Annotated in this window: 30 protein-coding genes; 25 read left to right on the forward strand and 5 right to left on the reverse strand. The window is 41.3% G+C overall.

Annotated features, from left to right (window positions below; genetic code table 11):
* The first annotated feature begins 149 nt into the window (after positions 1 to 149).
* From ACYQ03_RS01510 to ACYQ03_RS01535, 6 genes are all read left to right on the forward strand, one after another.
* A complete protein-coding gene (locus ACYQ03_RS01510) occupies positions 150 to 293 on the forward strand; it encodes a hypothetical protein (protein WP_459907098.1) in 144 nt (47 codons plus the stop codon).
* Positions 290 to 541, forward strand: coding sequence for a hypothetical protein (locus tag ACYQ03_RS01515; protein WP_459907099.1), 252 nt, complete (start codon positions 290 to 292; stop codon positions 539 to 541). Before ACYQ03_RS01510 ends, ACYQ03_RS01515 begins: the two co-directional genes overlap by 4 nt.
* Complete coding sequence (locus tag ACYQ03_RS01520) at positions 538 to 795, forward strand: type II toxin-antitoxin system RelE family toxin (protein ID WP_459907100.1); 258 nt, start codon at positions 538 to 540, stop codon at positions 793 to 795. The genes ACYQ03_RS01515 and ACYQ03_RS01520 overlap by 4 nt, the downstream gene beginning before the upstream one ends.
* 273 nt (positions 796 to 1,068) lie before the next feature.
* Positions 1,069 to 1,350, forward strand: a complete 282-nt coding sequence (locus ACYQ03_RS01525; RefSeq protein ID WP_459907101.1) for a hypothetical protein — start codon at positions 1,069 to 1,071, stop codon at positions 1,348 to 1,350.
* Between the two features lie 13 nt (positions 1,351 to 1,363).
* Positions 1,364 to 1,507, forward strand: a complete 144-nt coding sequence (locus ACYQ03_RS01530; RefSeq protein ID WP_459907102.1) for a hypothetical protein — start codon at positions 1,364 to 1,366, stop codon at positions 1,505 to 1,507.
* Positions 1,508 to 1,509: 2 nt separating this feature from the next.
* Complete coding sequence (locus tag ACYQ03_RS01535) at positions 1,510 to 1,782, forward strand: hypothetical protein (protein WP_459907104.1); 273 nt, start codon at positions 1,510 to 1,512, stop codon at positions 1,780 to 1,782.
* A gap of 21 nt (positions 1,783 to 1,803) precedes the next feature.
* Here ACYQ03_RS01535 and ACYQ03_RS01540 read toward each other — a convergent pair whose 3' ends face one another.
* Positions 1,804 to 2,655, reverse strand: coding sequence for a hypothetical protein (locus ACYQ03_RS01540; protein ID WP_459907106.1), 852 nt, complete (start codon positions 2,653 to 2,655; stop codon positions 1,804 to 1,806).
* Between the two features lie 1,662 nt (positions 2,656 to 4,317).
* Between ACYQ03_RS01540 and ACYQ03_RS01545 the strand changes: the two genes are divergently transcribed.
* The 4 genes from ACYQ03_RS01545 to ACYQ03_RS01560 all read left to right on the forward strand — a co-directional run bounded on the left by ACYQ03_RS01545 (position 4,318) and on the right by ACYQ03_RS01560 (position 7,129).
* Positions 4,318 to 4,722: a helix-turn-helix transcriptional regulator gene (locus ACYQ03_RS01545; protein WP_459907108.1), complete on the forward strand. Its 405-nt coding sequence runs from the start codon at positions 4,318 to 4,320 to the stop codon at positions 4,720 to 4,722.
* 403 nt (positions 4,723 to 5,125) lie between these two features.
* Positions 5,126 to 5,953 carry an FtsK/SpoIIIE domain-containing protein gene (locus ACYQ03_RS01550; RefSeq protein WP_459907109.1) on the forward strand — a complete coding sequence of 276 codons (828 nt, stop codon included), beginning with the start codon at positions 5,126 to 5,128 and terminating at the stop codon, positions 5,951 to 5,953.
* A complete protein-coding gene (locus ACYQ03_RS01555; protein ID WP_459907111.1) occupies positions 5,913 to 6,557 on the forward strand; it encodes a hypothetical protein in 645 nt (214 codons plus the stop codon). Before ACYQ03_RS01550 ends, ACYQ03_RS01555 begins: the two co-directional genes overlap by 41 nt.
* 185 nt (positions 6,558 to 6,742) lie before the next feature.
* On the forward strand, positions 6,743 to 7,129 hold the full coding sequence (locus ACYQ03_RS01560) for a hypothetical protein (RefSeq protein ID WP_459907113.1): 387 nt from the start codon (positions 6,743 to 6,745) through the stop codon (positions 7,127 to 7,129).
* A gap of 301 nt (positions 7,130 to 7,430) precedes the next feature.
* On the opposite strand, the gene ACYQ03_RS01565 is transcribed toward ACYQ03_RS01560, so the two are convergent.
* Positions 7,431 to 8,366 carry a tyrosine-type recombinase/integrase gene (locus ACYQ03_RS01565; RefSeq protein WP_459907114.1) on the reverse strand — a complete coding sequence of 312 codons (936 nt, stop codon included), beginning with the start codon at positions 8,364 to 8,366 and terminating at the stop codon, positions 7,431 to 7,433.
* Between the two features lie 1,343 nt (positions 8,367 to 9,709).
* Here ACYQ03_RS01565 and ACYQ03_RS01570 point away from each other — a divergent pair.
* Complete coding sequence (locus tag ACYQ03_RS01570; RefSeq protein ID WP_459907116.1) at positions 9,710 to 10,351, forward strand: MerR family transcriptional regulator; 642 nt, start codon at positions 9,710 to 9,712, stop codon at positions 10,349 to 10,351.
* Positions 10,352 to 10,522: 171 nt separating this feature from the next.
* Here the strand turns inward: ACYQ03_RS01570 and ACYQ03_RS01575 are convergent, their stop codons facing one another.
* Complete coding sequence (locus tag ACYQ03_RS01575) at positions 10,523 to 11,809, reverse strand: helix-turn-helix domain-containing protein (protein WP_459907118.1); 1,287 nt, start codon at positions 11,807 to 11,809, stop codon at positions 10,523 to 10,525.
* Between the two features lie 353 nt (positions 11,810 to 12,162).
* A complete protein-coding gene (locus ACYQ03_RS01580) occupies positions 12,163 to 13,116 on the reverse strand; it encodes a hypothetical protein (protein ID WP_459907120.1) in 954 nt (317 codons plus the stop codon).
* Between the two features lie 138 nt (positions 13,117 to 13,254).
* Here ACYQ03_RS01580 and ACYQ03_RS01585 point away from each other — a divergent pair, with 138 nt between their 5' ends.
* The 14 genes from ACYQ03_RS01585 to ACYQ03_RS01650 all read left to right on the forward strand — a co-directional run bounded on the left by ACYQ03_RS01585 (position 13,255) and on the right by ACYQ03_RS01650 (position 23,660).
* On the forward strand, positions 13,255 to 13,485 hold the full coding sequence (locus tag ACYQ03_RS01585) for a helix-turn-helix domain-containing protein (RefSeq protein WP_459907121.1): 231 nt from the start codon (positions 13,255 to 13,257) through the stop codon (positions 13,483 to 13,485).
* 18 nt (positions 13,486 to 13,503) lie between these two features.
* Positions 13,504 to 16,080, forward strand: a complete 2,577-nt coding sequence (locus ACYQ03_RS01590) for a phage/plasmid primase, P4 family (RefSeq protein ID WP_459907122.1) — start codon at positions 13,504 to 13,506, stop codon at positions 16,078 to 16,080.
* Between the two features lie 233 nt (positions 16,081 to 16,313).
* Positions 16,314 to 16,700 (forward strand): hypothetical protein, encoded by a 387-nt coding sequence (locus ACYQ03_RS01595; protein WP_459907124.1) that lies wholly within the window; start codon positions 16,314 to 16,316, stop codon positions 16,698 to 16,700.
* Positions 16,701 to 16,911: 211 nt separating this feature from the next.
* A complete protein-coding gene (locus tag ACYQ03_RS01600) occupies positions 16,912 to 17,241 on the forward strand; it encodes a hypothetical protein (RefSeq protein ID WP_459907126.1) in 330 nt (109 codons plus the stop codon).
* Positions 17,242 to 17,308: 67 nt separating this feature from the next.
* Positions 17,309 to 17,473 carry a hypothetical protein gene (locus ACYQ03_RS01605; protein ID WP_459907128.1) on the forward strand — a complete coding sequence of 55 codons (165 nt, stop codon included), beginning with the start codon at positions 17,309 to 17,311 and terminating at the stop codon, positions 17,471 to 17,473.
* The gene (locus ACYQ03_RS01610; RefSeq protein WP_459907130.1) at positions 17,470 to 17,691 is read left to right on the forward strand and encodes a hypothetical protein; all 222 of its coding nucleotides are present in this window, start codon (positions 17,470 to 17,472) and stop codon (positions 17,689 to 17,691) included. The genes ACYQ03_RS01605 and ACYQ03_RS01610 overlap by 4 nt, the downstream gene beginning before the upstream one ends.
* 651 nt (positions 17,692 to 18,342) lie before the next feature.
* On the forward strand, positions 18,343 to 18,942 hold the full coding sequence (locus ACYQ03_RS01615; RefSeq protein WP_459907132.1) for a hypothetical protein: 600 nt from the start codon (positions 18,343 to 18,345) through the stop codon (positions 18,940 to 18,942).
* Between the two features lie 58 nt (positions 18,943 to 19,000).
* Entirely contained in the window at positions 19,001 to 19,303 is a 303-nt protein-coding gene (locus ACYQ03_RS01620) for a hypothetical protein (protein ID WP_459907133.1), read from the forward strand.
* Positions 19,304 to 19,469: 166 nt separating this feature from the next.
* Positions 19,470 to 20,024 carry a site-specific integrase gene (locus ACYQ03_RS01625; RefSeq protein WP_459907135.1) on the forward strand — a complete coding sequence of 185 codons (555 nt, stop codon included), beginning with the start codon at positions 19,470 to 19,472 and terminating at the stop codon, positions 20,022 to 20,024.
* Between the two features lie 26 nt (positions 20,025 to 20,050).
* On the forward strand, positions 20,051 to 20,428 hold the full coding sequence (locus ACYQ03_RS01630; protein ID WP_459907137.1) for a hypothetical protein: 378 nt from the start codon (positions 20,051 to 20,053) through the stop codon (positions 20,426 to 20,428).
* Positions 20,429 to 20,446: 18 nt separating this feature from the next.
* On the forward strand, positions 20,447 to 20,632 hold the full coding sequence (locus ACYQ03_RS01635) for a hypothetical protein (protein WP_459907138.1): 186 nt from the start codon (positions 20,447 to 20,449) through the stop codon (positions 20,630 to 20,632).
* Between the two features lie 84 nt (positions 20,633 to 20,716).
* A complete protein-coding gene (locus tag ACYQ03_RS01640) occupies positions 20,717 to 21,181 on the forward strand; it encodes a hypothetical protein (protein ID WP_459907140.1) in 465 nt (154 codons plus the stop codon).
* Between the two features lie 249 nt (positions 21,182 to 21,430).
* Positions 21,431 to 23,272, forward strand: coding sequence for a phage tail tape measure protein (locus tag ACYQ03_RS01645; RefSeq protein ID WP_459907141.1), 1,842 nt, complete (start codon positions 21,431 to 21,433; stop codon positions 23,270 to 23,272).
* Position 23,273: 1 nt separating this feature from the next.
* On the forward strand, positions 23,274 to 23,660 hold the full coding sequence (locus tag ACYQ03_RS01650) for a hypothetical protein (protein WP_459907143.1): 387 nt from the start codon (positions 23,274 to 23,276) through the stop codon (positions 23,658 to 23,660).
* Between the two features lie 44 nt (positions 23,661 to 23,704).
* On the opposite strand, the gene ACYQ03_RS01655 is transcribed toward ACYQ03_RS01650, so the two are convergent.
* Positions 23,705 to 24,028 carry a hypothetical protein gene (locus ACYQ03_RS01655; RefSeq protein WP_459907145.1) on the reverse strand — a complete coding sequence of 108 codons (324 nt, stop codon included), beginning with the start codon at positions 24,026 to 24,028 and terminating at the stop codon, positions 23,705 to 23,707.
* Positions 24,029 to 24,392 lie beyond the last annotated feature (364 nt).

Here is a 24,392-nt window from a genome sequence, read left to right on the forward strand (position 1 = left end):
CATTTTAATTATCAGTGTTCCTTCAATAATCTCATTAATCATTTTTTCACCCCCATTCCAGTTAACTTATTTTACATTGCAAACATTGTTGACATTGTAAGCATTGTGAAGTATTATGTATTTATTAATCTTAGAAGGGTGGTTTGATAATGGCCGACAAGATAGTCCACATTACATTACCAGAAGAAACCCACACAATGTTAAAGTTAGAGGCTGTTAAACAGGGTAAGACATTGGCACAGATGATTGAGGAAATGATCAAATTCTATTGCCAGCAGGGGGCTAGAGCATGAGTATAAACAAAGCCGAATTGCACCGTTTAATAGATGCCTTACCCGAACAAGAAACCAAAACAGTTAAAAGGTTTCTGGAGTTTATTATTAAAGAGCATAACCCGTGGCAGGAGGTACTATCCAAGCAAACCGAAGTTAACGAACCTTTAAACGAAGATGATAAACTAGCAATCCAAGAGGCTGAACAGGACGTCAAAGCCGGAATGGTTAAGAGCTGGGACCAAGTAAAGAAGGAGTTGGGTCTGTGAATTTAATCTTAACCGAGCAAGCAATTAAGGATCTATCCAAGCTAGAAAAACATACCCAAAAACGGATCGCTGATGCCATGGACAGGATGCTGGAAGAACCAAGAAACGCCGACATCAAGAAACTAAAGGGAGAAATAAACCTTTGGAGACTCCGTGTTGGTGATCATAGAGTTATCTTCCGTATCGAACAAGAACAAATAACCATTTATGCCATGCGGGTCCTGCACAGACGGGAAGTTTATAAGAAATTGTAGTGGGGTAAGAATTTGGCATGTTGTCACTAGGTCTAAATTACTTGGCCGAAAAGTACATAAGACGGGATGAGTATGAGTCCATTGATTATGAAATAAGGTTAATTAAAGTCTTACCTGGAAAATTATTCTTTGTGGAATACCTGCACGAATCAGAAGGGAGGCAGCATCACTTTGGCCGGTGGCTGCACTCCCCTTGGGACCCGCCCTAATAGGACAGGCACAAATATTATAGCATCTCTGGGTGGCAAATACATAATCTAAGGAGATGTTGAAATGAGTTTCGAAAAAAGGTTTTTTGAGTTTGCAAGTGATCGTTGTGACCATGATGCTTTTCGTGTACTTGTCAAGAACGAGGAATACCGGGATGCCACTAATGATGCCGGTACACTTTTTAACAAAATTGTGGAGTTACTCGGGCCCGAGCATAAGGATCTTGTCATGGCTTATGAATCAGCCTCTGGCATGGTTAACACCTTTGAACTACACCAGGCCTATGTAGTTGGATTAAATGATGGCTTAGCCCTTAAAGCTAAACTTGATTCAGTCGCAAGTTAGTGGGGATGACAATATGAATAAAATGGTTATTATCGTCCCTGGTTTACCTATGGATTACAAAGTCTTAATCGACGTGGTGTTAATCAGTCCCCTGTGCGCTGACAAGATAATTAACGAAGAGGTTGAAAAACCTGTAAGGTTAGTGGGGGGTGAATGATCGTGGGTGGCATTAAAGTGTGGGAAAAATATGCAAACGATGGATTAGATTTTGATAGCGAAGAAGAAAGGGAAATGGCAAACCGGTTCAATAAATCTTTTCTAAAGTTGCTTAAAGCATTACCTAAAACTAAACGAAGAGACCTTTTCAACATGCTACATTCTGCCGATGATTTATATCGACACTACGGAATAAAATGTTATGAAGATGGAATAAATTCTGGCCTCAATATAGCTATTGAAAAATTATCGGTTACAAGATTAGCCCGGGGTTAACCCTGGCTAATTTATTTTTACCTAATTGCTTTCAATTGAAGCGAAAGATTTCTTTGCATACTCTTCCCAGTAACTGCTGTCATCGTTTCCCTCAAAGCTGTGTAACCATTCATACATCATTAATATCTCAAACCATTGTTTTTTCCCTTTTGTATAAGGCTTTTTGGGCATATCTCTGTATAAGGAATCAAGATTAAAAAGGTTAGATTTTTGCTTATAATCGTATTCGTATTTTCTCCAGGCTTCCTTACTTTTCTTTCTGTGAGTTATTGGCCATATTTCCTCATGGTCACTAAAATATATAAGCCAGTCAAATACAAATATCATTATGTCAATCTGATATTTTTTCCAAGTTGTTTCAACCCACTCGGATATACTATCAGAAATAAAAGGTATTACAGGTAAATTTGACTGTAGGCCTTTTTGTATTTGAACTCTTTGGTAATCCTTTATAAATAAAAAAAGCATTTCTGTTTGATTGCTTAAAAATGGGAGTTTTTTAATTAGTTTAGAGTAACAATCATATGATACTGCTCTGAACTCACTGTCTTTATTGTAAAGATAAAAAAACCTATCTTTTTTTAAGATACTACCTACACTTCTTATTATCTGCTTTCCATAATCATCGTAAATTCCTGCAAGCCATTCTCTTACTTCAGGTTCATATTCACTTAATTGTTGATAGTATTTATCTATCTTTTCACGGTGTAAAGCCGTTCCACCTTTTGCATCTTGGCTATTAATATAAGTGTTAAAGTATTCAAATATGTAGTTAACTAGTAGTTTGATATTCTCAATACTTTTAGTGTGATCTAATTCATTTATACCATCCTCTTTCTTCCTTTGTGCAATATATTCTTCCACTTTAAGCATTACAAACCTCCAGTTTGGTTCAGCAAAAAACGAAATATAAGCCCCTGTTTTGACCGGACTTATTTGAATTTTTACCATTTTCCATATAGAAAATACCTTTTTGAGTTCTGATATCGGAAGTTAGAAGGGAATAATTTTGGACTTCAGAATAGCAATCAATTTTCATTGTCAAAGGTTGGGCTTACATCCAACTTTTTTAGCCTTCTTCTGTTATACCAGAACACTCCTAGCTACTCTAAGCTACAGATAGTGGCATCAAGGAGTCTTTCCCTAGCTACCTTAACGGCTTAATAAAAATATCGGGATTTTGTATTACAACTTCATCTCAAGATACCGGTACTATTTTTAAAAAACCTTTGAGGCATTACTTGTGATTTGAACTTTATTAAGCCACAGCCTTTAGCAAGGAATAGAAGGAGTGATTGATTTGGAGTTTTGGCATTGGATTCACGCAACAGGCACATTCTTTAGCGGGTTGGCAGCTCTTGTAACAGCATTAAACAGGTTTAATTGGCCACTATGGCCCCATAGGCGCAGAACTAGCCGGTCATCCAGCAGGCACAGCACAAAGTTGCGTTAACATTATAACCCCTTATTTATCTAGTGTTATAGCGGGTACAAATTTAGACCCCTTAGACGTTATTTCTTATCTGAGAGTAATTCAATGTATAACAGAGCTAGAGAAAGGTTAAATGTCAGACAAACCGCAATTATAACATTCTTGGAACGACTGTTTGTTTAAATTGGTCAAAAACGCAAATTGGAAAATTTGCCCGAATACCGCCTTTGATTTACATATAAACCAAGCTTATACTATGTTCAGACCAGCCACAAAAATCCAAATGCGAAGGCAGGTGGTCCGTCATGCTTACACCCAGACGCAGAAACGGACTTAGCCGCCCTGAGATGATTGCATGGGCTTTTCTCCTTCTGGAGTTACTCGTTCAATTGCTCAAGGCTTGGAATAACTTGTAGGCAATGAGCTCCTTAGCTGACTTGGATGATAGTAGAAGGTTCAGACCCCTTTTGCCGAAGGGTGGCACCTTTAGATAGCTTTGGTGCGGTTGGTCCGTCTTTATCGGATACGTCGGAAAATGATGTGACGGGGCTAATTCCTACTCTAAAGACAAAAACCGGGTTGCCGCCCGGTTTTTGTTGTTGCAAAGATAAGATAGCTTTTTCCGTAATTTACTCACACCCATTAGTTGTAGCTATAAATTAACACTAATTGTTTTACCTAGTCAAACATCACTTTTACCAACTATAAGTAGTTTTAACAAGGTAGTTGATTCTAAATCCAAAAAACGAACACGATTTATAAATCATTTTATTTTTCTATGTATAACCCCTTCAATGATAACCCACCCAGCAGCATGATAATCCGCTTTTACTTTTTTCAACCTCTTCTTTAGTCATTGGTGACGGATCCACAACATAGATTATAGTGTTGCCTAGCCTTAAGGTTTTAGAGTATTTTTTTTATTTGCTTTCACTGTCCTTAGTAGTGGCCTTTGCTATGTCTCTGGCTGCCCGATCTAAGTCGACCTTATCTTTACTGTAGTCTTTTTTTGTGCAATTATAGATACTTTCTAGCATTATATTTCACCTCTAGTAGTATTGTTTACCGTACAGCATTTAAGTAAACATAAACGAGGTGATAACGTGTCATTTAACGGTACTAAAATAGAGCTACCTAGTGATGTTGATGAAACGTTAAAAGAGGTATTTAAAAGGGCTAAGAAACTAAACCCCGCAATTAATAAACAGCAATTTCTGAAATGGATTATTACAATGTGGCTTGATCCCTATTTAAAAGATGATGCCGAGACAGTCCCAAAAGATCAAGTTCAGCTAAAGAACAATCTTAAAGAGGCTATTACCTTATCTGGTAAAACTCAGGCGCAGGTAGCCCGTGAAATAGGGATTAGCAGGGCTTACCTTTCAGAGATAATTAGGGGAGTCTATACCCCTTCCGTTCTCACTGCATTGCTTATTTTAAGGGATATAAACTACCCTATAGAAAAATTTAATGATGTATTTTCACTAGAGCCTATAGAGCAGGAATAAATTACATGCCTATGGGCTTTATTTTATTGGCAAGTTGGACAATCAGTACAGCATATTAGATTAGAAATACAGTACAGAGCAAAGCAATTCTAAATTGGAGGTGGTAACCATAAGCAAACAGACTAACGCACTGGGGGAATCTATTACCACCCTAAAGTTAGTATGGAGGCGCAGGAAGGGCCAGGAGATCCCAGCGGCTATACTGGACACTATTGATGTTTTGTGGCCTGAAGGTAAGCCCCGGCCATTATTAACCCACAAGATAAAAACAGCAAACGGATGGCATATGATTTTTACTTTGATGCCCGGGATTAGCTTCAATGATTTTAAAAACCGAACGGAATATTTCTCCGATGCTTGCAGGTGCATGGTAGATATTAATAAGGTAAAAGGGTTTGCTCATATGAACATTTCAACCGGCAGTATGGAGAATTTTTATCCTTATTTGTGGAATCCAGAGCCCTATTCAAAAATGGATTTACCTGTCCCCATAGGCTTTGACAGTGGCGGTAAGCTAGTGGTCTATGACCTGACTCAAAGTCCCCACCTGTTGATTGCTGGAGTCCCTGGGTTTGGTAAATCAAACTTCCTGCATGTACTCATTCATTCGCTATTACCAAAGGCCCTGGTCGCTGTAATTGACCCTAAACGGTTGGAGTTTGCATATCTCAAAAATCACTGTGCCCTAGCTAGAAACGAGGTTGAAGGGCTAGCCATGGTCAAGAGTCTCAACAAAGAAATGGAACGCCGCATTGACGTGTTAGAGGCCGCAGGGGTTGAAAAAATCCAGCAGTATAAAGGAGAAATGCCATTCATTGTACTGGTGATTGATGAGGTGGCAGAAATTGAGGACGAGGAAACTATTCATTACATTGACCGCATTGTCAGGTTAGCCCGGGCCGTGGGTATCTCTGTGGTAGCTGCCACTCAGCGGCCGAGTAAGAAACTGAAGATATTCAAAGATGATACCCGGGACATGTTCCTGGCTAGGTTATGCTACCAAATGGCAGACGAGATTAGCAGTCGTATGGTACTGGGTGAGCAATGCCCCCAGGCGGCCTACCTTCCAGAAGTCAAAGGACGTGGGATATTTAAAGCAGGGCTGACTATCCAAGAAGTACAGTCTATGTGCCTTTACCTGAAGGATGCTAAAAAAATGCTTAAAGGGACAGAAAGTGTGGTGAGTGACTTTGCCGAGTTCTGCACAGTTAAAAGGTTACCACCGAGATAGGCGGATTCTCCAGCAGATTGAAAAGTTAAAAGCCCTCACCACTGACCAGATTTTTGCCCTCAATTTTGAGGGGGAAAATGGCCAAAGGAAGGCCAGGGAAAGGCTTTTAAAGCTCTATCAGAGGAAACAGGTTAAGCGGTGCAGGTACTCACTGAATGACCCATATTGCTATTATGTAGGACGTAAGCATGGCAGATTGGAGCATTTGCTAGACTTGAACTGGGTTTATGTTTGGCTAGTAAAGAAACTAAAGTCCTGGGATGTGCTAGAACACTTTTACCACGAGTTCCCGTTGAAGATACTACAACCAGATGCACTGGCAGGGATCACAAACACCATTACCAAGAAAACGAATTTTACCTTTGTGGAATTGGATCGTAGCGACAACGATTTTGACAAGGTAGTCAAGTATAATCGCTGGTACGAATCGGACGGATATACAAGCCAGTGGTGGTCAGAGCTGGCAGACAGGTTCCCTACTATCCTGGTGGTTACTACTTCCGCCAGGCGCAGGGCTCAGATATTAGAGAGAATCGAAAAGGAAAATACCAATGGCCTAGAGTTCAAAGTCATGTTACTTGAAGAAGTTAAAGGAGAGTGCTAACACCATGAGAATAACAGGCTTTGCAGTTCGTGAATACCATGACGCCCCTATTCACTCAGTACCATTACACGAATATGTATTAGACGAAATCGGAAATGTGATTATGTTGCCGATAATGCTGCCACTCTTTGTGGTGTTATCTTTGATTGTAAAAAATTTAGTTCATTATAAGGAGAGTGTTAAGTATGATGATAACTGGTTTTTACGTTAGACCTCATAAGAAAGCCCACAAAGTGTCTAAGGCCCAAGCTGAAAGCCTAGTCAGATTCGCCGGTACTGCCTGGTTAGCCATGCACCTAATGCCTGCTGCCACCCCAGTAATGGCCTCAACTGGCTCTGAAATAGTTAAGGATGTTGCAGTAAGTACATTTGGTGCTGGTGGACCCGGGTTCCTCATTATCAGCTTGCTGCTCATTGCTATGGTTGGTTGGCTGGCCGGTTACATTGCTCAGGCCTGTGGCAAAGGGCAAATCGCTGGCATGATTCATATAGTATCTGTATTTTCCTGTATCTCCATTGTGGCCGGGGCTGCGGTTAAGGCCCTTGGTTCGGTGGCCAATTTTCTAGGGTAAGGTCGTTATGACCTTACCCTTTAGATTCAATGCATGGCTATACCGAAGAGTCCACAACAATTATGGTGAGTGGAAATTATAGGATTTTTTTTGGATATTTGAAGCCCTTCGGGGCTTTTTCTTTGGTTTAAGCCATAGTTAGCCCCTAGGTTGGATCCTTAGTCCGTACCAGCGACAACATGAACTTGCTTGTCTAAAGCCTTGAAAATACTGGCCCATATCTCGGAGATAAGGGGGTTCGGGGGGATTGAGTTCCCCAAGAGGAAGGGACCAAAAATTTTTTGTTTGTTAGTTGATCGAGTTACCTACCTCCAAGATATATCCTTGTTACTGCATCCCTACCATGTCCCAGAAGGTTAGAGACTTCAAAACGAGACTGTTTTTCGCTCTTACCAGCTGCGATCCTGGCTTCAAATTCCTCTCTCGCAAATGAGTGTCTAACGCCGTGAAAGGTCAGGACAGGCGAGTAATCTTTTACAGACATCTGGCGGTAATATTTCTCGTCTTCTCTGCTGATCCTGTAAACAGACTGTATTTCGCTGCGGTGATCCCAAATAAACTTTTCGATGCTCTTAATTACCTGATGTGCTTTTTTATTAGTTGGAACAAATAATTTATCACCGCGGTATATGTTTTCAGACCGTTCTTTTAACACATCTATTGCTGCCTTTCTAAGTGTTAAATCCCTTTCGTGCCCACCTTTGCCTTTGATGTGTAATTCTCCTGTCCTAGCGGCTTTTTCGGCCTGAGATCTATCCAGCTTTACAACCTCGTGGATTCTCAATCCTGCCTCCCTTGCGAGGATAAGGGCATCCACTACGTCAAAACGGTTAAGGGAACAAGCCTTATCTAACATGGAATTAAATTCTTCAGGTGCCCAACTACGATCAATACCAACTTTTACTCGTTTAACAATGCCATACTGCTGGTTATTATCCGGCATTTCGTTCTTTGCACCAGCTTGATTCAAAAAAAACTTAACCGCTGAGATATTAGTTTGGATCGTAGACGGTGCCAAATTCCTAGCTTGCATATCTTTGACATAGGCTGCTAAGTGTTTTTCTTTTATGTTGGTAATCTTCTGCAAGCTGAAATCCTTAGCACAGATATAAAGCAACTGGCTTACAGGAGACTTATAGCGGTAACGGGTTTTTATGCTCCCTTGGTTGATGTGTCTAAATGTCTTATCTGCTTGTAGCATTAGGTTTTTATACAATCCTTCTACTCTTTCGATCACTGTTGTTAACCTCCTTCAGTGCATAGTTAGCCCCGGGCTATCGAACCTGTTTTCATTTGTTTTTCAGGTTCTAACAAAGAACTGAGGCCATGTGTGCCGGGGCTTTTTGAATGTATTCCTTTGTGGTCTCATCTACATTTAAATTAAATAATGTTGAGCACTAAATAACGCATACCGCGATGGCAGCCTCATATTATGAGAGCGTTCAGACCAAAAACCCAATGGGCGTTAGCGGGTGGGTACCCGATCCCGATAACCTGGTCGAGCTGAAGTTTTTAGGAAACTTGCCACATAACCTTTGCTGATTAACTTTTGCCATATCAGCCGACAGCAGGATTTTAGTCACGAAGTACCTGCTCCTCCGACATGACTGGTATAACCCCCAGTGGGTCCGGTTTAACTACCCTCCGCCTGCTGCAGTTTATCGCGCTGCAGACCTCTCCCGCCAGAGATATCTTCGTCCACGGGCCTCCCTGGAAAACCCATAAAATCCTTAAAAAATGTTGAATCATCTAATAAAAAAAGGCACAAAAATACCACATCGTGATTAGTTAAAATCTTATCGATGCGGCAACTTGTGCCTCTTGTAATATAGTTTTTTAGCCAGACCTGTTGCGATAAGTCTTACAGTTCAAACTTTAAAAGCAGTCTATCTTTTCAATGAAACCATCTGCTAACTGAAAACAATAAAATCTTATAAGGGCATACTTTGCCCCTTTAAAAATTTGTTCAAAAAGAATTACCATCAACTGGTTAATGAATTACAAACCCTTGCTTGTGGTTAAATTACATGGTTATGCCCCATGTATGCAAAAAATCAACAATCCATTCATACCCTACAGTCGGCACTCCTGTTAGTGTTAATCCAAAGGGGTTTAATGGCTGAACTAACTAAGCAGGTAGCAGGTACTTAGTCAGCAACAATGCGTTCATGTCCTAGCACATTAAAGTCTAACTTCAATGCGGGAGATAACGCCTGGACGAAATGTAAATCTATTGTTAACGTACTTTGAATTGATTATACCCCAACTGGTAAAACCTGTCTAGAACAATAATAAGAGGTCCTTCACACTTGCTTTTTTTATTTACCATAAGAATTATAAAACATGGGATAGCTTTTAAAGGTAAATAACAGATTTAGTCTAATTATTAACTATCATGGCACCATGTTCACCAACTACTTCACCATGGTGGTGGTGATTTTACCTTCACCACATCTGACGGGATATTCGTCATAGCAGGGGAGGTGGTAGTGGTGAAACATTCACCATGTATGGTTGGTAGCTCCGCTAGCGCACGTATCAATATCTTATTGGTGGCGAACTAACCGCCAGGGGGTAAATATGAAGGAATTATTCAGCCAAGTACAACTTTCAAAGGAAACTGGGATTTCACGGAGTACAATCAGAGATTACATCCGAGACTATGCAGAATTCCTTGAAGTACAAACAGGTTTTAAAAATGGATTTAAGGCCTATAATAACACTGCAAAAGAAATCCTTATTCACATTAAAGATATGCACCAACGTGGTTTAACCATTAACCTTATTAAAGAATTACTTGCTGAGAAATACCCTATGCAGATTAGTGATACTGTTTCTAGGGAACCAAATATATCAAAAATAGCATTGCGGGACAAGGTTCCGCAGGGGCTAGTCAGTAAACAAGAGTATGACGAGTTGTTCGCCAGGGTCACCACCATGATGGAACGCATTGAACAACTGGAAAAAATAGAATCTAGGGTAACTGAACTAGAAAAAGAGAATGCAGAATTAAAACATAAACAGTCCACCATTGCTAGTGATCTAACTGAGACCAATATTGCCTTAGAAGCAGTTCAAGACAATTCTTTAAAAGAAACCAGAAACCTTAAAATTCAATTGAAAGAGCATAAAGACTGGACAACAGTTAGAATTGAGGAACTAGAAACAAAATCAAATCAAAATCTATTTAAACGAATTAAAGGTTTTTTTGGTATTAAGTAATTATACTAACACGGACATAAAAACCCCAACCTGTGTGGATTAAACAAAAATAGACCTGTGGATAAGAGGTACACCACCTCGATTAGTCCACAGGTCTATAGTATTTTAGAAAGATACTGGTACACAGGCTACGCCCTCTAATTTAAAGCCGTGACGGACTTGTCCTCTTTTTTAGCTTTGCTCTAACAACCTTCTTACATGACGTAAGCTAATCTTAAGTGCTTCTGCAATCTCCTTCTGTTTCAGCCCCTCCTGGTGCATCCTGACGGCATCCTGACGGCGTTTTTCGGCTTGGACTAGGTAATCATTTCTACTTGATGATCCAGCCTTTTCCCGTGCCTTTCGTTGGCGTTTACGGTCCTGTTCCCGAACCTTATCAATATCCTTTTCTCGCTCCCTGCGGTATTTTTCTTTACGCCCAATAATAGTAGTTAATCCACGTTGCTCGTCTTCGGTTATATCTAACCAACTAATTAATTTTTTGTTTGAGATGTTATAACCTGCCCCAGGGTAACCTTTTTCTCTGGCCAGACGGTCAGCCTCTTGGTCATTCTTTGCAGTCCACGCTTTCTCGGCTGATTCAGTAGCTTTAACAACCTCCCGATGGGGTAAGGGCTCAGTAAAGCTTTCGTTAATTTCTAAAGTTTGCCTAAGTGCATCCCCCGGGTCTGATAGGAAACAGCAACTCCAGTATCGATACAAAAATAAAATTATTTCCCTGTAACCGGTAACATTATAGTTTCGTAGCTCAACCAATTTTGTTATATCAAACAGTCTTGCCCCGTGGAGGGTGTAGACGTTAAATAATTTATGTACTTTAGCCGATTGACCTGATTTAGACTTCTGGCCTTTTCTTGGCTTAATCTCAGGCAGGTACTCCTCCTGGATCTGTCTGAGGGTGTACTTTAGATTGTGCCTATACTCTACTGTTACCCGTGCATCATTCTTACTGTTTACACTTCCAGCAAGTCTAAATACCCGTACAGGGTCTGTAGCCTTACTGTCAACGCCAACGCCCTTTAGTTGTGCAACCAAATACCTCTGGACAGCCATCCAGAGGGGTAAGGCATTATAGGGAACCGGTTCGATAAGCCAAATCAGGTTGATACCCCTGCCAGAATGGATAATAAGGTTAGGTTCTGGCACACTCCTTTGAAAGTATCCCTTTTCAAGCTCATCAATAACGTACCCAGGAACCATATTCAAAAGGTAACAGTCCAAATCAAGATAACAGGCCCTGAACTGTTTTATATTTTCAATTCGCCTTTCTGGCTTATAAAGTGTATTTTGAAGGATGTAAGTATCAATCCCTAGCCACTCAGAAAGAACGTTTGTTAATTCATTGGCTTTGTAATGGTATTGCCGCCAATTATCACCGTCTGCCTTGGCTAATGTTACCCAGCCATCAGCATTACCATGCTGAAAAAACACGTGTTTATGAGCTTCTAATAGGAACATAAAGAAAAACCTCCTGGAAGCATGTCCAATAGCCCCAAAGAGGTTGATTTTCTGTTTATCATGTGATAAATTAACAAACAGAAAGCAACCTCTCTGGAGGTGCTGGGGCCTGTAATCCGAAACTTTGGCGAGGGACGGATACAGGCTTTCGTGCTTTTTATTAGCTTATTTTGGCATATTATAACATAACATACTAAGTTTCTACCATGGTAATTACGAAAATGTAAACCCCTTTCGAAATGAGAGGGGTTTTTGTTTTTATGCCCTAGTGCTGGCGAAAAGAGAGGGCCCCTGAGGAATGGTCAGGAAGGTTTTAAACAGAGCGGGTTTCCAAAATACTTTTTTGACCTACTTTATGTTGTCCACTTTTTTAGTTTCGGCTTGCTTATTCCATGCCGCCTTAGCCATTGGCCATGACGGTTTTCACATCGCGACCGTTTAACTCCTGGCGGTGGGGGGCAATATTCTTGATCAGCTTTTGCAGGGAAAAATAGTTGCCCACATTTAGGATCGGCGCACCGTTTAGGTGATGGCCCACCGTCAACAAGGAGGATATATTGAATAAATCGAAAAAGGCCATCAAATTGGATGACTGGATGCCCCTCTGGCCTACCTGCAATGGGGCTGGTATATAACTGAACCCAAACACCTCTTTCTGAGCGATGTGAAAACGAAAACCGAGTTGCTTTTATAATTAAACTCAAGAGGTAATGGTAAAAGTCTGAGTTACTGCATCCTCGTTCGTACTGCTTTTGCAGAAACTCAATATTTTCTATATCAAAAACCTTACGCCACTCAATTGAAAGGCCGCTAATCCACTCCTCTGCCTCATAAGACGCTTCCGTCTCATCTTCCTGGTATAGTTTTAACAGTCTCTTTGCTTCGGATAAATATTTAATTCTTTGGGCGAAATGAATTATAGCAGAAATAGGCTCACCCTTTGGGGTTAGGTTGCAGCCGCGATTAGGGTTAAAAAACTCTAGCACTTCCCGATGAATACTCTTTATGTCGATGTCCGGGTTTTCTTTTTTCCGGGCAGCATAAACAAATGTTATTGCCCCGTTGATCTGACTGAAGTGATCTTCAACTTCTGGGGCACTTGTCGCTAACCCTAATATTCCCCATTGCCTGGTAAAGTCCAAGGCAGTTGCTTCGTCAGAAATTCTTTGGATAGCGTTAAGTATATCCTTTTGATATTCTCCAGGGTGATATGGCTCAGCTTTAACACCGTCAATGATTAAGCCATCTTCAATTCTTGCGTCCGGCCTTCTCATCCATCCCCAGTGATATATTGATGGTCCCGACATTATGCACCTCCAACACTCTGTGTAAGCATATGAATGTTTTATATATGCGTATGCTTTATATACGCATATTCTCTCTTTATTTGCGCTTACATTTACTTTATAATGTCTTTAGTCAATAGTCAAGAAGGAGGACACAGAATGATAAGGCTACGAGAAGAACGACAGCGGCGAGGACTATCACAAACCAAACTCTCAAGCATGACCGGGATTGCCTCAGCCGATATTTCCGCGATCGAAAATGGTTGGAAAAAGACCTTCCCTGGTTGGAAAAAAAGAATTGCGAAAGCTCTTGGAATCCATGAAGCAGAGGCAGACCAACTCTTTGAGGAAGTGTTAGATGGAGATAAGGAGATGCCGGAGGGCTGTTAAGAGAGGGTGGATGGTGCATTGATTACAACTTATGATTTCCTATCAGCCCTTTACCGGGACTTTGACCCAGACAAAACCATTTACCTCTTTACGGTGCCTGGGGAATCTACCCACCGTTACAGAGTTACGGATTTGCCAGAGATGGCAGATGCAGCAGTGAATTTATCCTCTCAATACGAGGTTTATTTTGGGGCAGGGGCTACGAATAAGCCGTTAAACAGCCCGGGACGGGCAAAAAATATAGAGGTATCAGCAATTCCCGGTCTATGGGTGGACATTGATGTAAAGGATCCTACTGCCCATAAAAAAGAGGCACTACCACCTGATATGCCTTCAGCCATGAAACTAATCCCCGATGAACTTCCACCAACTTTTGTTGTTTGGAGTGGATACGGACTCCATGTATATTGGCTATTCCGTGAACCATGGGATTTAGATACACCGGAGGAACACGAAAGAGCTACCCAGTTATCTAGGGCACTACAAGCAACGATTAAAAGGAGGGCCAGTGACTTTAAGTGGGAACTAGACCCAACCGCTGATCTAGCCAGGGTACTGAGATTGCCAGGCACAATAAACAGGAAGAACCCTAGCCAACCGGTGCAGGTTCAAGTAATCGAGCAGTCTGAAATAAGGTTTAACCCCTCAGACATTGAGGACCTACTGCCACCGGCTCCACCAAGTAACAGCCCTGGGCAACAGCGAGAGGATAAGTTCAAGCGAAAAGAAACAGATGGCCCCGCTCAACTTATGTTAAATAACTGCCATTTTCTAAAGCACTGCCAAGAGGATGCCGCCAGTATTGGGTATGACGAGTGGTTGGCAATGATCACGAACGTAGCTAGGGCAGCCGACGGAATCGAGAAGGTGCATGAGGTTTCCGCTCTGGATCCTGTGAGGTACAACCAAGAGGATACAGACCGCAAAATTACCGAGGCTTTAAATAACATGAACCCTCAGAACTGCGAATACATACAGAAGGTCATAGGGTTCACTGGTTGCCCCGAGAGCGGGTGTGATGTAAAGGCCCCGTGTGGTTGGAGCTTAGGGAAAGTAGCAAAAGCCCGGGCAGTCGTGAAGGCCATAGATAAACCAACAGTAGAAACGGTTCTGACTAACGATATATTGGGTGCTTTAGCCCTACTGAAGACAAATGATCCCTTAGAATACACCAAGTTTAAGGCAAATTGCAAGGGGAAAATAAATCTTAACGATCTTGAAAAACTGGTTAAGCAGAAGAACCAAGAAAAGGAAATGGATAACCTAATACCATTCCCAAACAAGCGAACACTACCCGATTACTTCAAGCAAACTGACTATGGCTATAAAGTAATTACTCCTCGATTAGGGGAGCACATCATGAAAAACGAAAACTTTCTTTACGCTGGGGAGATTTTACACATTTACCGGAATGGGTTTTACCTGAATAAAGGTACAGAAATTGTCCGGTCAAAGTGCCAAGAACTTACCTTTGATTATTTTAAAAAAGACCTTGTGAACGAAACAACCTATTACATCGAGACTTGCAATCGTAGGGATCCGGGCGAGCTAAACAACCGGCCCGACTTAATCAACGTAAAGAATGGCCTGCTGGACTGGAGAACAGGAAAACTGTACCCGCATACTCCTAAATACCTAAGCACCATTCAGTTACCTGTTATATATGACCCAAAGGCCACGTGTCCTGCTACCGATAAATTCTGGTCGGAGATTGTTCCAGCAGACTGCTTGCCGATACTGGAGGAAATGTTTGGTTACTCAATGATACCAGAGACTAAATACCAAAAGGCTTTCATGCTCACAGGTGGTGGCTCCAATGGCAAGGGTACCTTACTGGACCAGTTAACATCTTTTATCGGTAGGACAAACACCTCAAACGTCCCGCTCCAAGACTTAGCGGAACACCGATTTAAGCGGGCCGAGATATTCGGTAAACTAATCAACATCTTTGCTGACCTAGACTCAAAGGCTTTACTCTCAACCAGTTACTTCAAGATGGTGGTAGCGGGCGACGAGATCGACGCCGAACGCAAACATAAAGACCCGTTTTTCTTCCGTCCGTTCTCCAGACTCATATTCTCAGCTAACGAGCTACCAAGGTCGAATGACCGTACCTTTGCATACTACCGGCGTTGGATTATCCTGTCTTTCCCTAACAAATTTGTGATTGGTCAAAATGCGGATAACAACCTAATTAAGGGCATAACATCAGAGAAGGAATTGAGCGGGGTATTAAATCGGGCACTGAATGGCCTGCGTAGACTGGACAGGCAGGGTGGGTTTAGCACATCAGAGACAGTTAACAACGAGCTAGAAAAGTATAAGGTTATGAACGATAGCGTAGCCGCTTTCATCAATGATTGGTGTGTAGTGAATTTAAACGATGAGGACCGCAAACCGATAGTTGGAAAAGTGGCAATCTATGATTCCTATAAGCGGTATGTCGCTGAGAATAATCTAAAGCAATTATCAGCTAGAAAGTTTAACGAGCGGTTACAGGAGCTTTGCCCAGCAATCACAGAGGAAAGGCCAACGGGTGGGGCTAGAATGTGGGTTGGAATAGGGCTCAATGATGAGGCTTATGGCTTTAACTAAAGTTCGAAAACGAAATTTTGCCAGGTTCTGTTGTGTTTTTGCCAGGTTTTTGCCAGGAACGAAGTGGCCTCAGCCCAGTCATAGCCGGGTTCCGCCAGCTTTGCCAAGAAATTCTCACATATGGGACTAGAAGGTACCTTATACCCTTAAGGGTTAAGGGGTATATAGGTTTTAGAATAAATAAAGCAAAAAAACCCGGCAAACTCGGCAGAACTCGGCAAATGCTGGGATGAGTGGGTTTCAAACCCGGCAAAGTTCTGGCAAGAGACATAATTGGAGGTGCAATCATTCTAGTTCAAAACAGGCACAATGCCAAATTTGTGGCCATACCATCTTGCAAGTATTTAATAACAGTGGATGCAATTGAGGACCTGGAGCAGACTGAAGGGAACGCCGACAGGGCCTACGCTGAGGTCGCATGGGATAGGATTAAATCTGATTGGATTAAACGGAACGGAGTTAAAAAATCCAGTGGCAGACAATGTGTAGGCAGATTGCTGGGTAAGAAGGGCTGTCGTAGTTGTGGTCTAGGTAACAGATGCACTCCGCTGGGAGAAGGATGGAAAGCCAGAAATATTTGTCACCCAACCTTACCATTTATCTTTCGAAAAAATGGATAAGCTAGTTAGTTATTGTAAACAGTTAGGGTTAACAGCGAGCATTTCCACTTGGCCAGGATGGCATTTCCCAGGCCATGTAATTATGGTGGAGATCCGGCGAGCTGATTGAGGATGACACAGTTAATGCTGAAGCGTGTATTGTTAATTAGCCTGGCTTGAAGACTCACTATAACTCACTTAAGGTGTACTTTATGAAGGGGTAAAGATAAAAATGAGGGTACAAATGTATGGTTTTTTAGCAGATGGAACCTATAAAACGATAGAAGCCGTATGGCCAGAGGATATAGGACAAGGAGCAGAAGATTTTGTTTACTACTTAGGGTTTAAGGAAAGCCCAGAATTTCAATTGAGCCACAAAATAGCGAGTATTGATATTAAGGTTTTTGCTTCTGATTATCCCGATTATGATCACAGGTTTATGGTAATACAAAACACTCAAAGCATCTCTAGGTTTATACTCTGCAATGATTTAATGGCCTTAAACAAATATCTGTCTATCATGTTGCCGGTAATTGAAGCCATGGGAAGAATTGAATTTTGAAGTGTAGAGAGGGCTTTTTATTAGCTTTCTGTCATGTATAGCATGACGCTGGGAAAGAGGAGTAGTAATGAAATATATCGCGATAAAGGTGACAAAGTGTGTACTTTACCTAACAGAACAGGAGTTAACGTCATTGCTAGCTAAGGATCGGGAGTTATGGACCACTGCTATAAAGCGGGGCAAGGCATTTACCAGGGCCAAGGAAAGCCAGCAGAGAGGTGTTAAAAAATGAAGATTGCCGCACTGTTTTGTTTGAAATGTGGCAGTGAAATAGTTGATATAAACAACTGGAAGATGGGAACCACGACGGCTGAGGTGATCTGTACTAGGTGTGGTAACAAAGGATTAATTCAAGGCCTTACCGTAGGGCGTGTTGTGTTAAACGGTCGGCAGTTAGCTGAAGCCAGTGAGGATAAAGCCATTCCATGGTGGTTGAGAGAAAGTGTATAGCCCCCCCTTTCTCATAATATGTAAATTATTTTCCAGGACCGAGAGGGGGCCTTCAAATAACACACAGGTCGCACGCGTGACCCCCCTACCCGAACTTTCCTGTATTTAAAACTTTTTGGGGACATTTCTTTAAATTTGATGGCCAAACGGTCTAGTATCTTAAGCTTTCTAGGTATTTACATACCCCTACTACCAGGGGGGTATTAGGTCTCTGGTACCTTTTAATGCTAGACCGTTCGGCAGGCAAGGACAAATTTTTTTCCCAAAACTAAAGGTTTATAGGGGGGAGGGCTATCGCATTCTCCGGAACCTTTTAGTACCTAGACTGTCCAGCTATCGTCTGAACAAAAATGTCGTGTAATGAAATTTAGACTACACCCCCTATAAGGAAACCATCGAGTGTTTACAAAGGTTCCACCTCCGGTCCTGTCAAAAGGGCCTACCATATACGACAGGGGGGACTAATCCCTAACCAGGTACTTTATAAACGGATATTTTTATACAGATGATACCCGTTCGGTCTAGGGGGTAAAAGGCCATGAAGATATGACACCCCCCTATCCACAGCCAAAGTAATTGTACGGTGTGCCAAAAATAACAGACCCCGCCCGCTCATATACATGCAAACTTTTTTTCGGGAGTGATGGTAGCATGACTAAACACCAGCTATATTTGAATGCCTTCTTCAAAGAAATGGAGGCAGTAGATATTCAAGACCCAAACCCAGCAAGTGTTAAAAAGTTAGTCTTTTATGGTGTGAAAGCAGTGAACACCAAGAAAGATCAGCCCACTATAACCACAAAAGTGGCCGAGACTAAATTTCAATTTGTCAACCTTATACAGGGGTTAATTGGATTGTTAAAACCATCTGAATTTACAAACCTGTTCCCAATCTCGAAGGATTATAGCGGCCAAAAGTATCAAATAAAAGACTATTTTTACACCAGAGACTACCTAATGAGCCTGCCGGATGAACCTATAGGTGACATTGAGAAAGTAATGGAGTTCCTATGGGAATATCATAACTGGGAAGTATCAGAGTTTGTAATTCACACACTCGGTTGTGCAAGCGACCTGCGCCAAATGAATGGACAGCCCTCAATCATGGAAGAGTTTTGCGCTGAGAACGAAATAAAAACCTACACCATGCACACAAACCAAAAGGGCAAAAAATTCCTGGTTGATAATGAGACAGGCAAAAGTTTAAAGGTCAAAAGGAAAGTGCCCCGTTATTTAAAGTTAATAAAATAACCTGCTCCAATATTAGAAGGCATATATAGGCCTTAGTGAATGCCAAAGGAGTGATTTAATGAACGTCGAAAACCTATCCTTCCGAGAACTCGAGGAAACCCTGGTCGATGCTTGGAATAATCCGAAGACAGGACGCGACCGGCTCTTATCTCTCCAGAGTGCATGGGAGCAGCAAATATATCACCTCACCGATAATATGGGACTATTTCTGGAAGAAATTAAGTCCTGGGACACTGGTTACCTAGAGCAATGGGTAAGTACCAACGGCGAGTTATACAAAGTGTATGGCGAAGGCTTTAGTACCAAATGTTTGTTCTTTGTTGCTAAAAGAGAGTTACAAAAACGCAAAAAACCAATTTGACACATTGTTATTGTGTCAAATACATCAAAACTGATCAATCCTTGATTTTATTAGGTTGAAAAGGCTTTTAAATAAACTAAATAAAACCGCTTGCCTTTGAATTTGTCATAATGTATAATTATATATAATAAGACAAATACGAAAGGGGCGGGTGGGAGTGGAATTTGTGCAACCCATCAGAGATAAGAAGAAGATTGAGGCCATGAAAAAAATTTTAAAAGCCGGCAGTCTCCGCGACTATGCTCTGTTCACTCTTGGCATAAATTCTGGCCTCCGTATCAGCGACCTTTTAAAGCTTAAGGTTTCAGATGTACTGGAAGGTAAGAAGATAAGAGACCGGATAATCATAAGGGAACAGAAGACGGGCAAGGCTAAAGACTTCCCGCTCGGGAAGACGGCAAAGAAATCCTTAGAGGAACACTTAGCCTCATGGACTCATCAACCAGAAGACTTCCTTTTCCGCTCTAGGAAAGGGAAAGGAGCCCTAACCAGACAGCAAGCCTATAACATAATCAATAACGCCGCCCATGCCGTAGGTATCCAAGAGAACATCGGCACACACACCCTGAGAAAAACCTTTGGATACCACGCCTATAAGCAGGGCACAGATTTAACTCTAATCCAAAAACTATTAAATCACTCAGCCCCTTCGGTGACTTTGCGATATATAGGGATAACCCAAGACCAACTAGATGAGGTATATCTAACCCTAGAATTATAATTAAAGGAGTTAGGAGTTGATTCAATTTGGAAGATATAGATAAGAATATTGCACCGTTAATTAACTCGATGAATGCTTGCGGATGGATAACAACTACTTCCTGTTGTGAGGGGCACTACGGTGGTAAGTATCATAATAATTTATATATACAATTTTTTTGTAGGTCTAGCAAAATAAACAGGCTTGCAGAAGTGCTCAATGAAATTCAGAGCAACGGTGATTCAGTCTTTATTGATGTGAGTTTTGTGTTTGAAGAAGATACACATGCCTGCCAAGACGATGCACCTAAAGGCTATATTGCACTGTTCCTTACTGCTGAGGATGATGAAGGATTTAAAGATATAGATAAAAAGATAAAATGGATTACCATGGCAACCGAAGAGTTTAGTAAGCTAAAACCCTAATGCTACAGGAGGGGTAATGTGACCAACAATCTAACCGAACAGTTTATAATGGAGATACAGAGAAACTGTGAAGATATGAACCAACTCCAGCACGGGGAAGTTGTCCTAAAAGTACAAGATGGTAGATTAGTTCTTATAAACATTAAGAAATCAATTAAACCTAAAAAAGAACCACAAGCCCCAAACGGCTGGACAGTTAAATAGCACACCAGGACTGACCGGAACAACCGGAGGCCCGAGCTTAATAGCTTTGGCCTCTTTTATTTTTAGGAAAGGACTGAGAGTGGCATGAGCTATGGTGACATGGATAAACAGCGAGTCGCTTTCTTCTTAGCTAACTATCCTGTGCTCTGGGCAAACATTGAATCGCAGCGGGAGAATATCATTGAACGCTACCGCCAGAGTGCGGTGGCTGGTGGCCGTAGTGGTAACCAACCAAGTGATCAAACAGCTAAAAAAGCTATTCAACTGCTTGAGATATCAGAACTTATGGCCATCTTAAACCTGGTACGCCAATGGATTGATTACGAATTAATCCAAAAAGCAAGGCCGCTCCTACTGGCTGTATGGCGGGTTGGGAGATATGGATGGGATAGCGTAGCTAAAGACCTTAATGCGGAAGTTTGGAGGTGCAGAGATCAATGGCAACAACTAACGGAGAGTCTGCTACATTACCTGCAGGGGAAATCGCCCTCTGCTGGAGCTGCCAAAGAGCAGGATGGTCGTGCCTTTGCACCTGGCCTCAAGAGATAATGCCTGGGTTAACTTTTGCAAAGTCAAACGAAAGAGGCACAGAGGAATCGTTAAAAATAGTGATTTTCTGTCCCTGGTATTGGCATGAGGAATATAAACCACAGAAACAGGACTGGCGGGATAAATATAAAATTCGCTGATTCTGATTAATCGAATTATGGGAGCGTTCTACTAAAAGGAGTGAAGCCATGACAAACGTTAAATAATAGCTTTTCCACGTAGCAAACTAAAATGGAAGGGGAGATAAACATGAGTACAATTGGCCAAATGAACTTAAAACTTGCTTTAGATGTAAACGGGATGCTTAAATCTTTAGAAGAGTCCAGGGCGCAACTTAGTCAAGTAGGCAAAGAGGCCAGCAGACAGTTTGCAATTATTAAAGCCAGCATGGGTGAACAAATAGCCAAAATGACTGAAGGAACGTCTGTAGTAGGACAGTTAACAGTAAAACACCAGGCATTAACTAGTCAGGTCGAAGTACAGCAAAAGTATGTTGCCGCTCTCAACGATGCTTACGATAAGAGTGTTGTTGCCAAAGGCAAAGATGCTGATGAAACTCAACGCCTTGAAGTTAGATTAGCTAAGGCTAAAGAGGCTGAAGCTGTATTACAAAAGCAGCTCAGGGAAACAACGGCAGAAATGCAGAAACAGGCGTCTGAGTCTACTACACTTAGTTCTAAGATGGAGTCAGCTTTTGAGAAACTTAAAAATGTTGGCCAGTCTATGATGCTTGGTATTTCTGCTCCGCTTACAGGTTTTACAGCCCTAGCAACCAGCGGAACAGAGGAATTAAGAACCGAGTTATCGATGTTAGAAGTAAACGCTAAGAAAGCTAGGGCCAGTATTGAGCAAGTAAATAGCCTATACCGCGAAATGTATGCTATCACAGGTGAGTTAGATTCTAACACAGAGGGTTTTTCGAATTTATTAAAAGCAGGCTTTAAGGATACTGCTTTAACACAAGTTACTAAGGAATTGGCCGGTGCTGCCATTCTCTTTAAAGATACTCTAAAATTCGAAGGACTGAGCGAAAGCTTGCAGGAAACTTTAGGCGCGTTTAACGCCGTAGGTCCCTTTGCCGAACTATTGGAACGCTCCGGGGTAAGCCTTGATGCTTTTAACGCTGGATTAAAAGAGGCTGCGGCAAACGGTACCCAAACCCAGTATGTTCTGGATGTGCTAGCAAAACAAGGGTTAGCAAATCATTACGAACAGTATGTAAAAAACAATAAAGCACTAGTGGAAAATAAAAAATCAATTTATGACATGATGTTATCAATGTCTGAGTTTGCAGAGGTAGCCACTCCCTTATTAACTAAAATAAATAATCTTATGTCTGGTTTATTAAACCTATTTAATGGTTTACCACAGCCTGTGCAATCGCTTTTGGTTGGTTTAGGTGCAGTGTTATCAGCTTTAGGCCCTGTGCTATTTGCACTTGGACAAGTTTCTTTAATAATCGGATCCGGAGGAATTGGAAAAGCCATAACCTGGTTAACAGGAACGCTCTTGCCGTCCCTGGGTACAGCTTTTGCAACTATATTTGGCGCCATAACGTCACCAATAGGGATAACAGTAGCAGCTCTTGCTGGTATAGGATTTATAGCTTATGAAATCATGGATAATTGGGCTCCGATTAAGCAGTTCTTTAGTGATTTATGGAATAGTATATCTGAAGGATTCTCTGCTCTTTGGGATACTATTAAATCACCATTTATAGGCTTTATTAACGGTATTATTGAGGGCCTAAACTGGATTATCACGGAACTTAATGAAACATTTAAGATTAGTATACCTAAATGGGTTCCTGGTGTTGGTGGTAAGTCGTGGGGAGTTAATATCGGTACTATTCCTAAGTTTCATGACGGCGGTGTTTTTCAAGCTCCTACGCCTGGTGGTGAAGGACTAGCACTATTAAAAGATGGAGAAACAATTCTTCCATCGGGCTTAAGTAATAATAGTAGCCAGACTCAGGTTGTTAAACATGAATTTGGTACTTTAAGAGTAGAAGGGGTAACTGACCGTGGTCAGCTAGTTGGTATTATCGAAGTAGCTGTTAATGATATTCTCAGAAGGGAGCTGCGGAGCTAAAATGACGTACTTAGAAGAAATGAGTAGCGTATTACGTGAATTAACCAATCTAAATCAATTATGCTGGGAAGGTATTAAAAACTTCCCTAACTTAGATACGGATAAACTTAACACTTATATCCAGAGTGTAAGGAATATAAGTGAACAATTTAAAAAATTAGATCCCCCGGTAAAACTGAAAACTTACCACCAGCTAGGGAAAGACCTTATCGCAACTCAAATATCTATGTCCTACACTACAGATAACTTAATAAAATCAGGTAACTTTAAATATGTAAAAAAGCTAGGCAAATTGGCAAACAAGGTTAGCAGAATATCAATTTTTATGACATCAGAGGCAAACAAATTAAGCGACGATATAGACCGTTATTTAGAACAGAGCAGTTAACAAAAGCACCCAAGATTGGGTGCTTAATCTATTTAATTAGTCTCTTAATTTGAACCGCAACTATAAGCAAGTACCATAATAACTAATGCTATTGCCAGATATTTTATCAAATCACCAACAGTAAAAGGTTTACTTTTCGCAACCCACGTCTTTTTGCAGTCCTGACATTGCCATAGGTTTTTACCAAACATCATAATAAATCCTAATATAATAGCGACTGGTATCCCCAACAATAAGGGTGGAAATAAAAGCCCTATCCAGAACATGCACCCAGCAGTGCAGAACAAGGCGAATACGATAGCCCATTTATATACTTTTTGAACCTTATTAGATCCGCATCGAGGACAAGGACTCCAATCTTCTTCCATACTAACAACTCCTAAATAGTTTACATACATTTTTTCATTACAATAAATATTAGTCAATTGTTTATAGTTAAGTTAATTAGTTATAGAGAAACATAGAAAATAAAGGTTCCAAACGTTTGGAAACCTCAAGCCAAAGATTAAGCATTAAATACCTTCTCTAATTTACATCTAATTTCTTAGGCAGCCGACCCTTTTAACTTCCCGCTCATCTTCAATGTTCTCTAACTATTTCCCAGAACTTCGGATCTTTAAGCATGGTATTGCTAAGGTACTCAACAGCGGGGCTCATATACTCTTCCCACGTCCCAGTTGCTGGCCTGATATTTGTTATCTCTCGGCTAATTTCCTCTCCTGTTACTCGGTC

The organism is Desulfotomaculum defluvii, assembly GCF_054657375.1.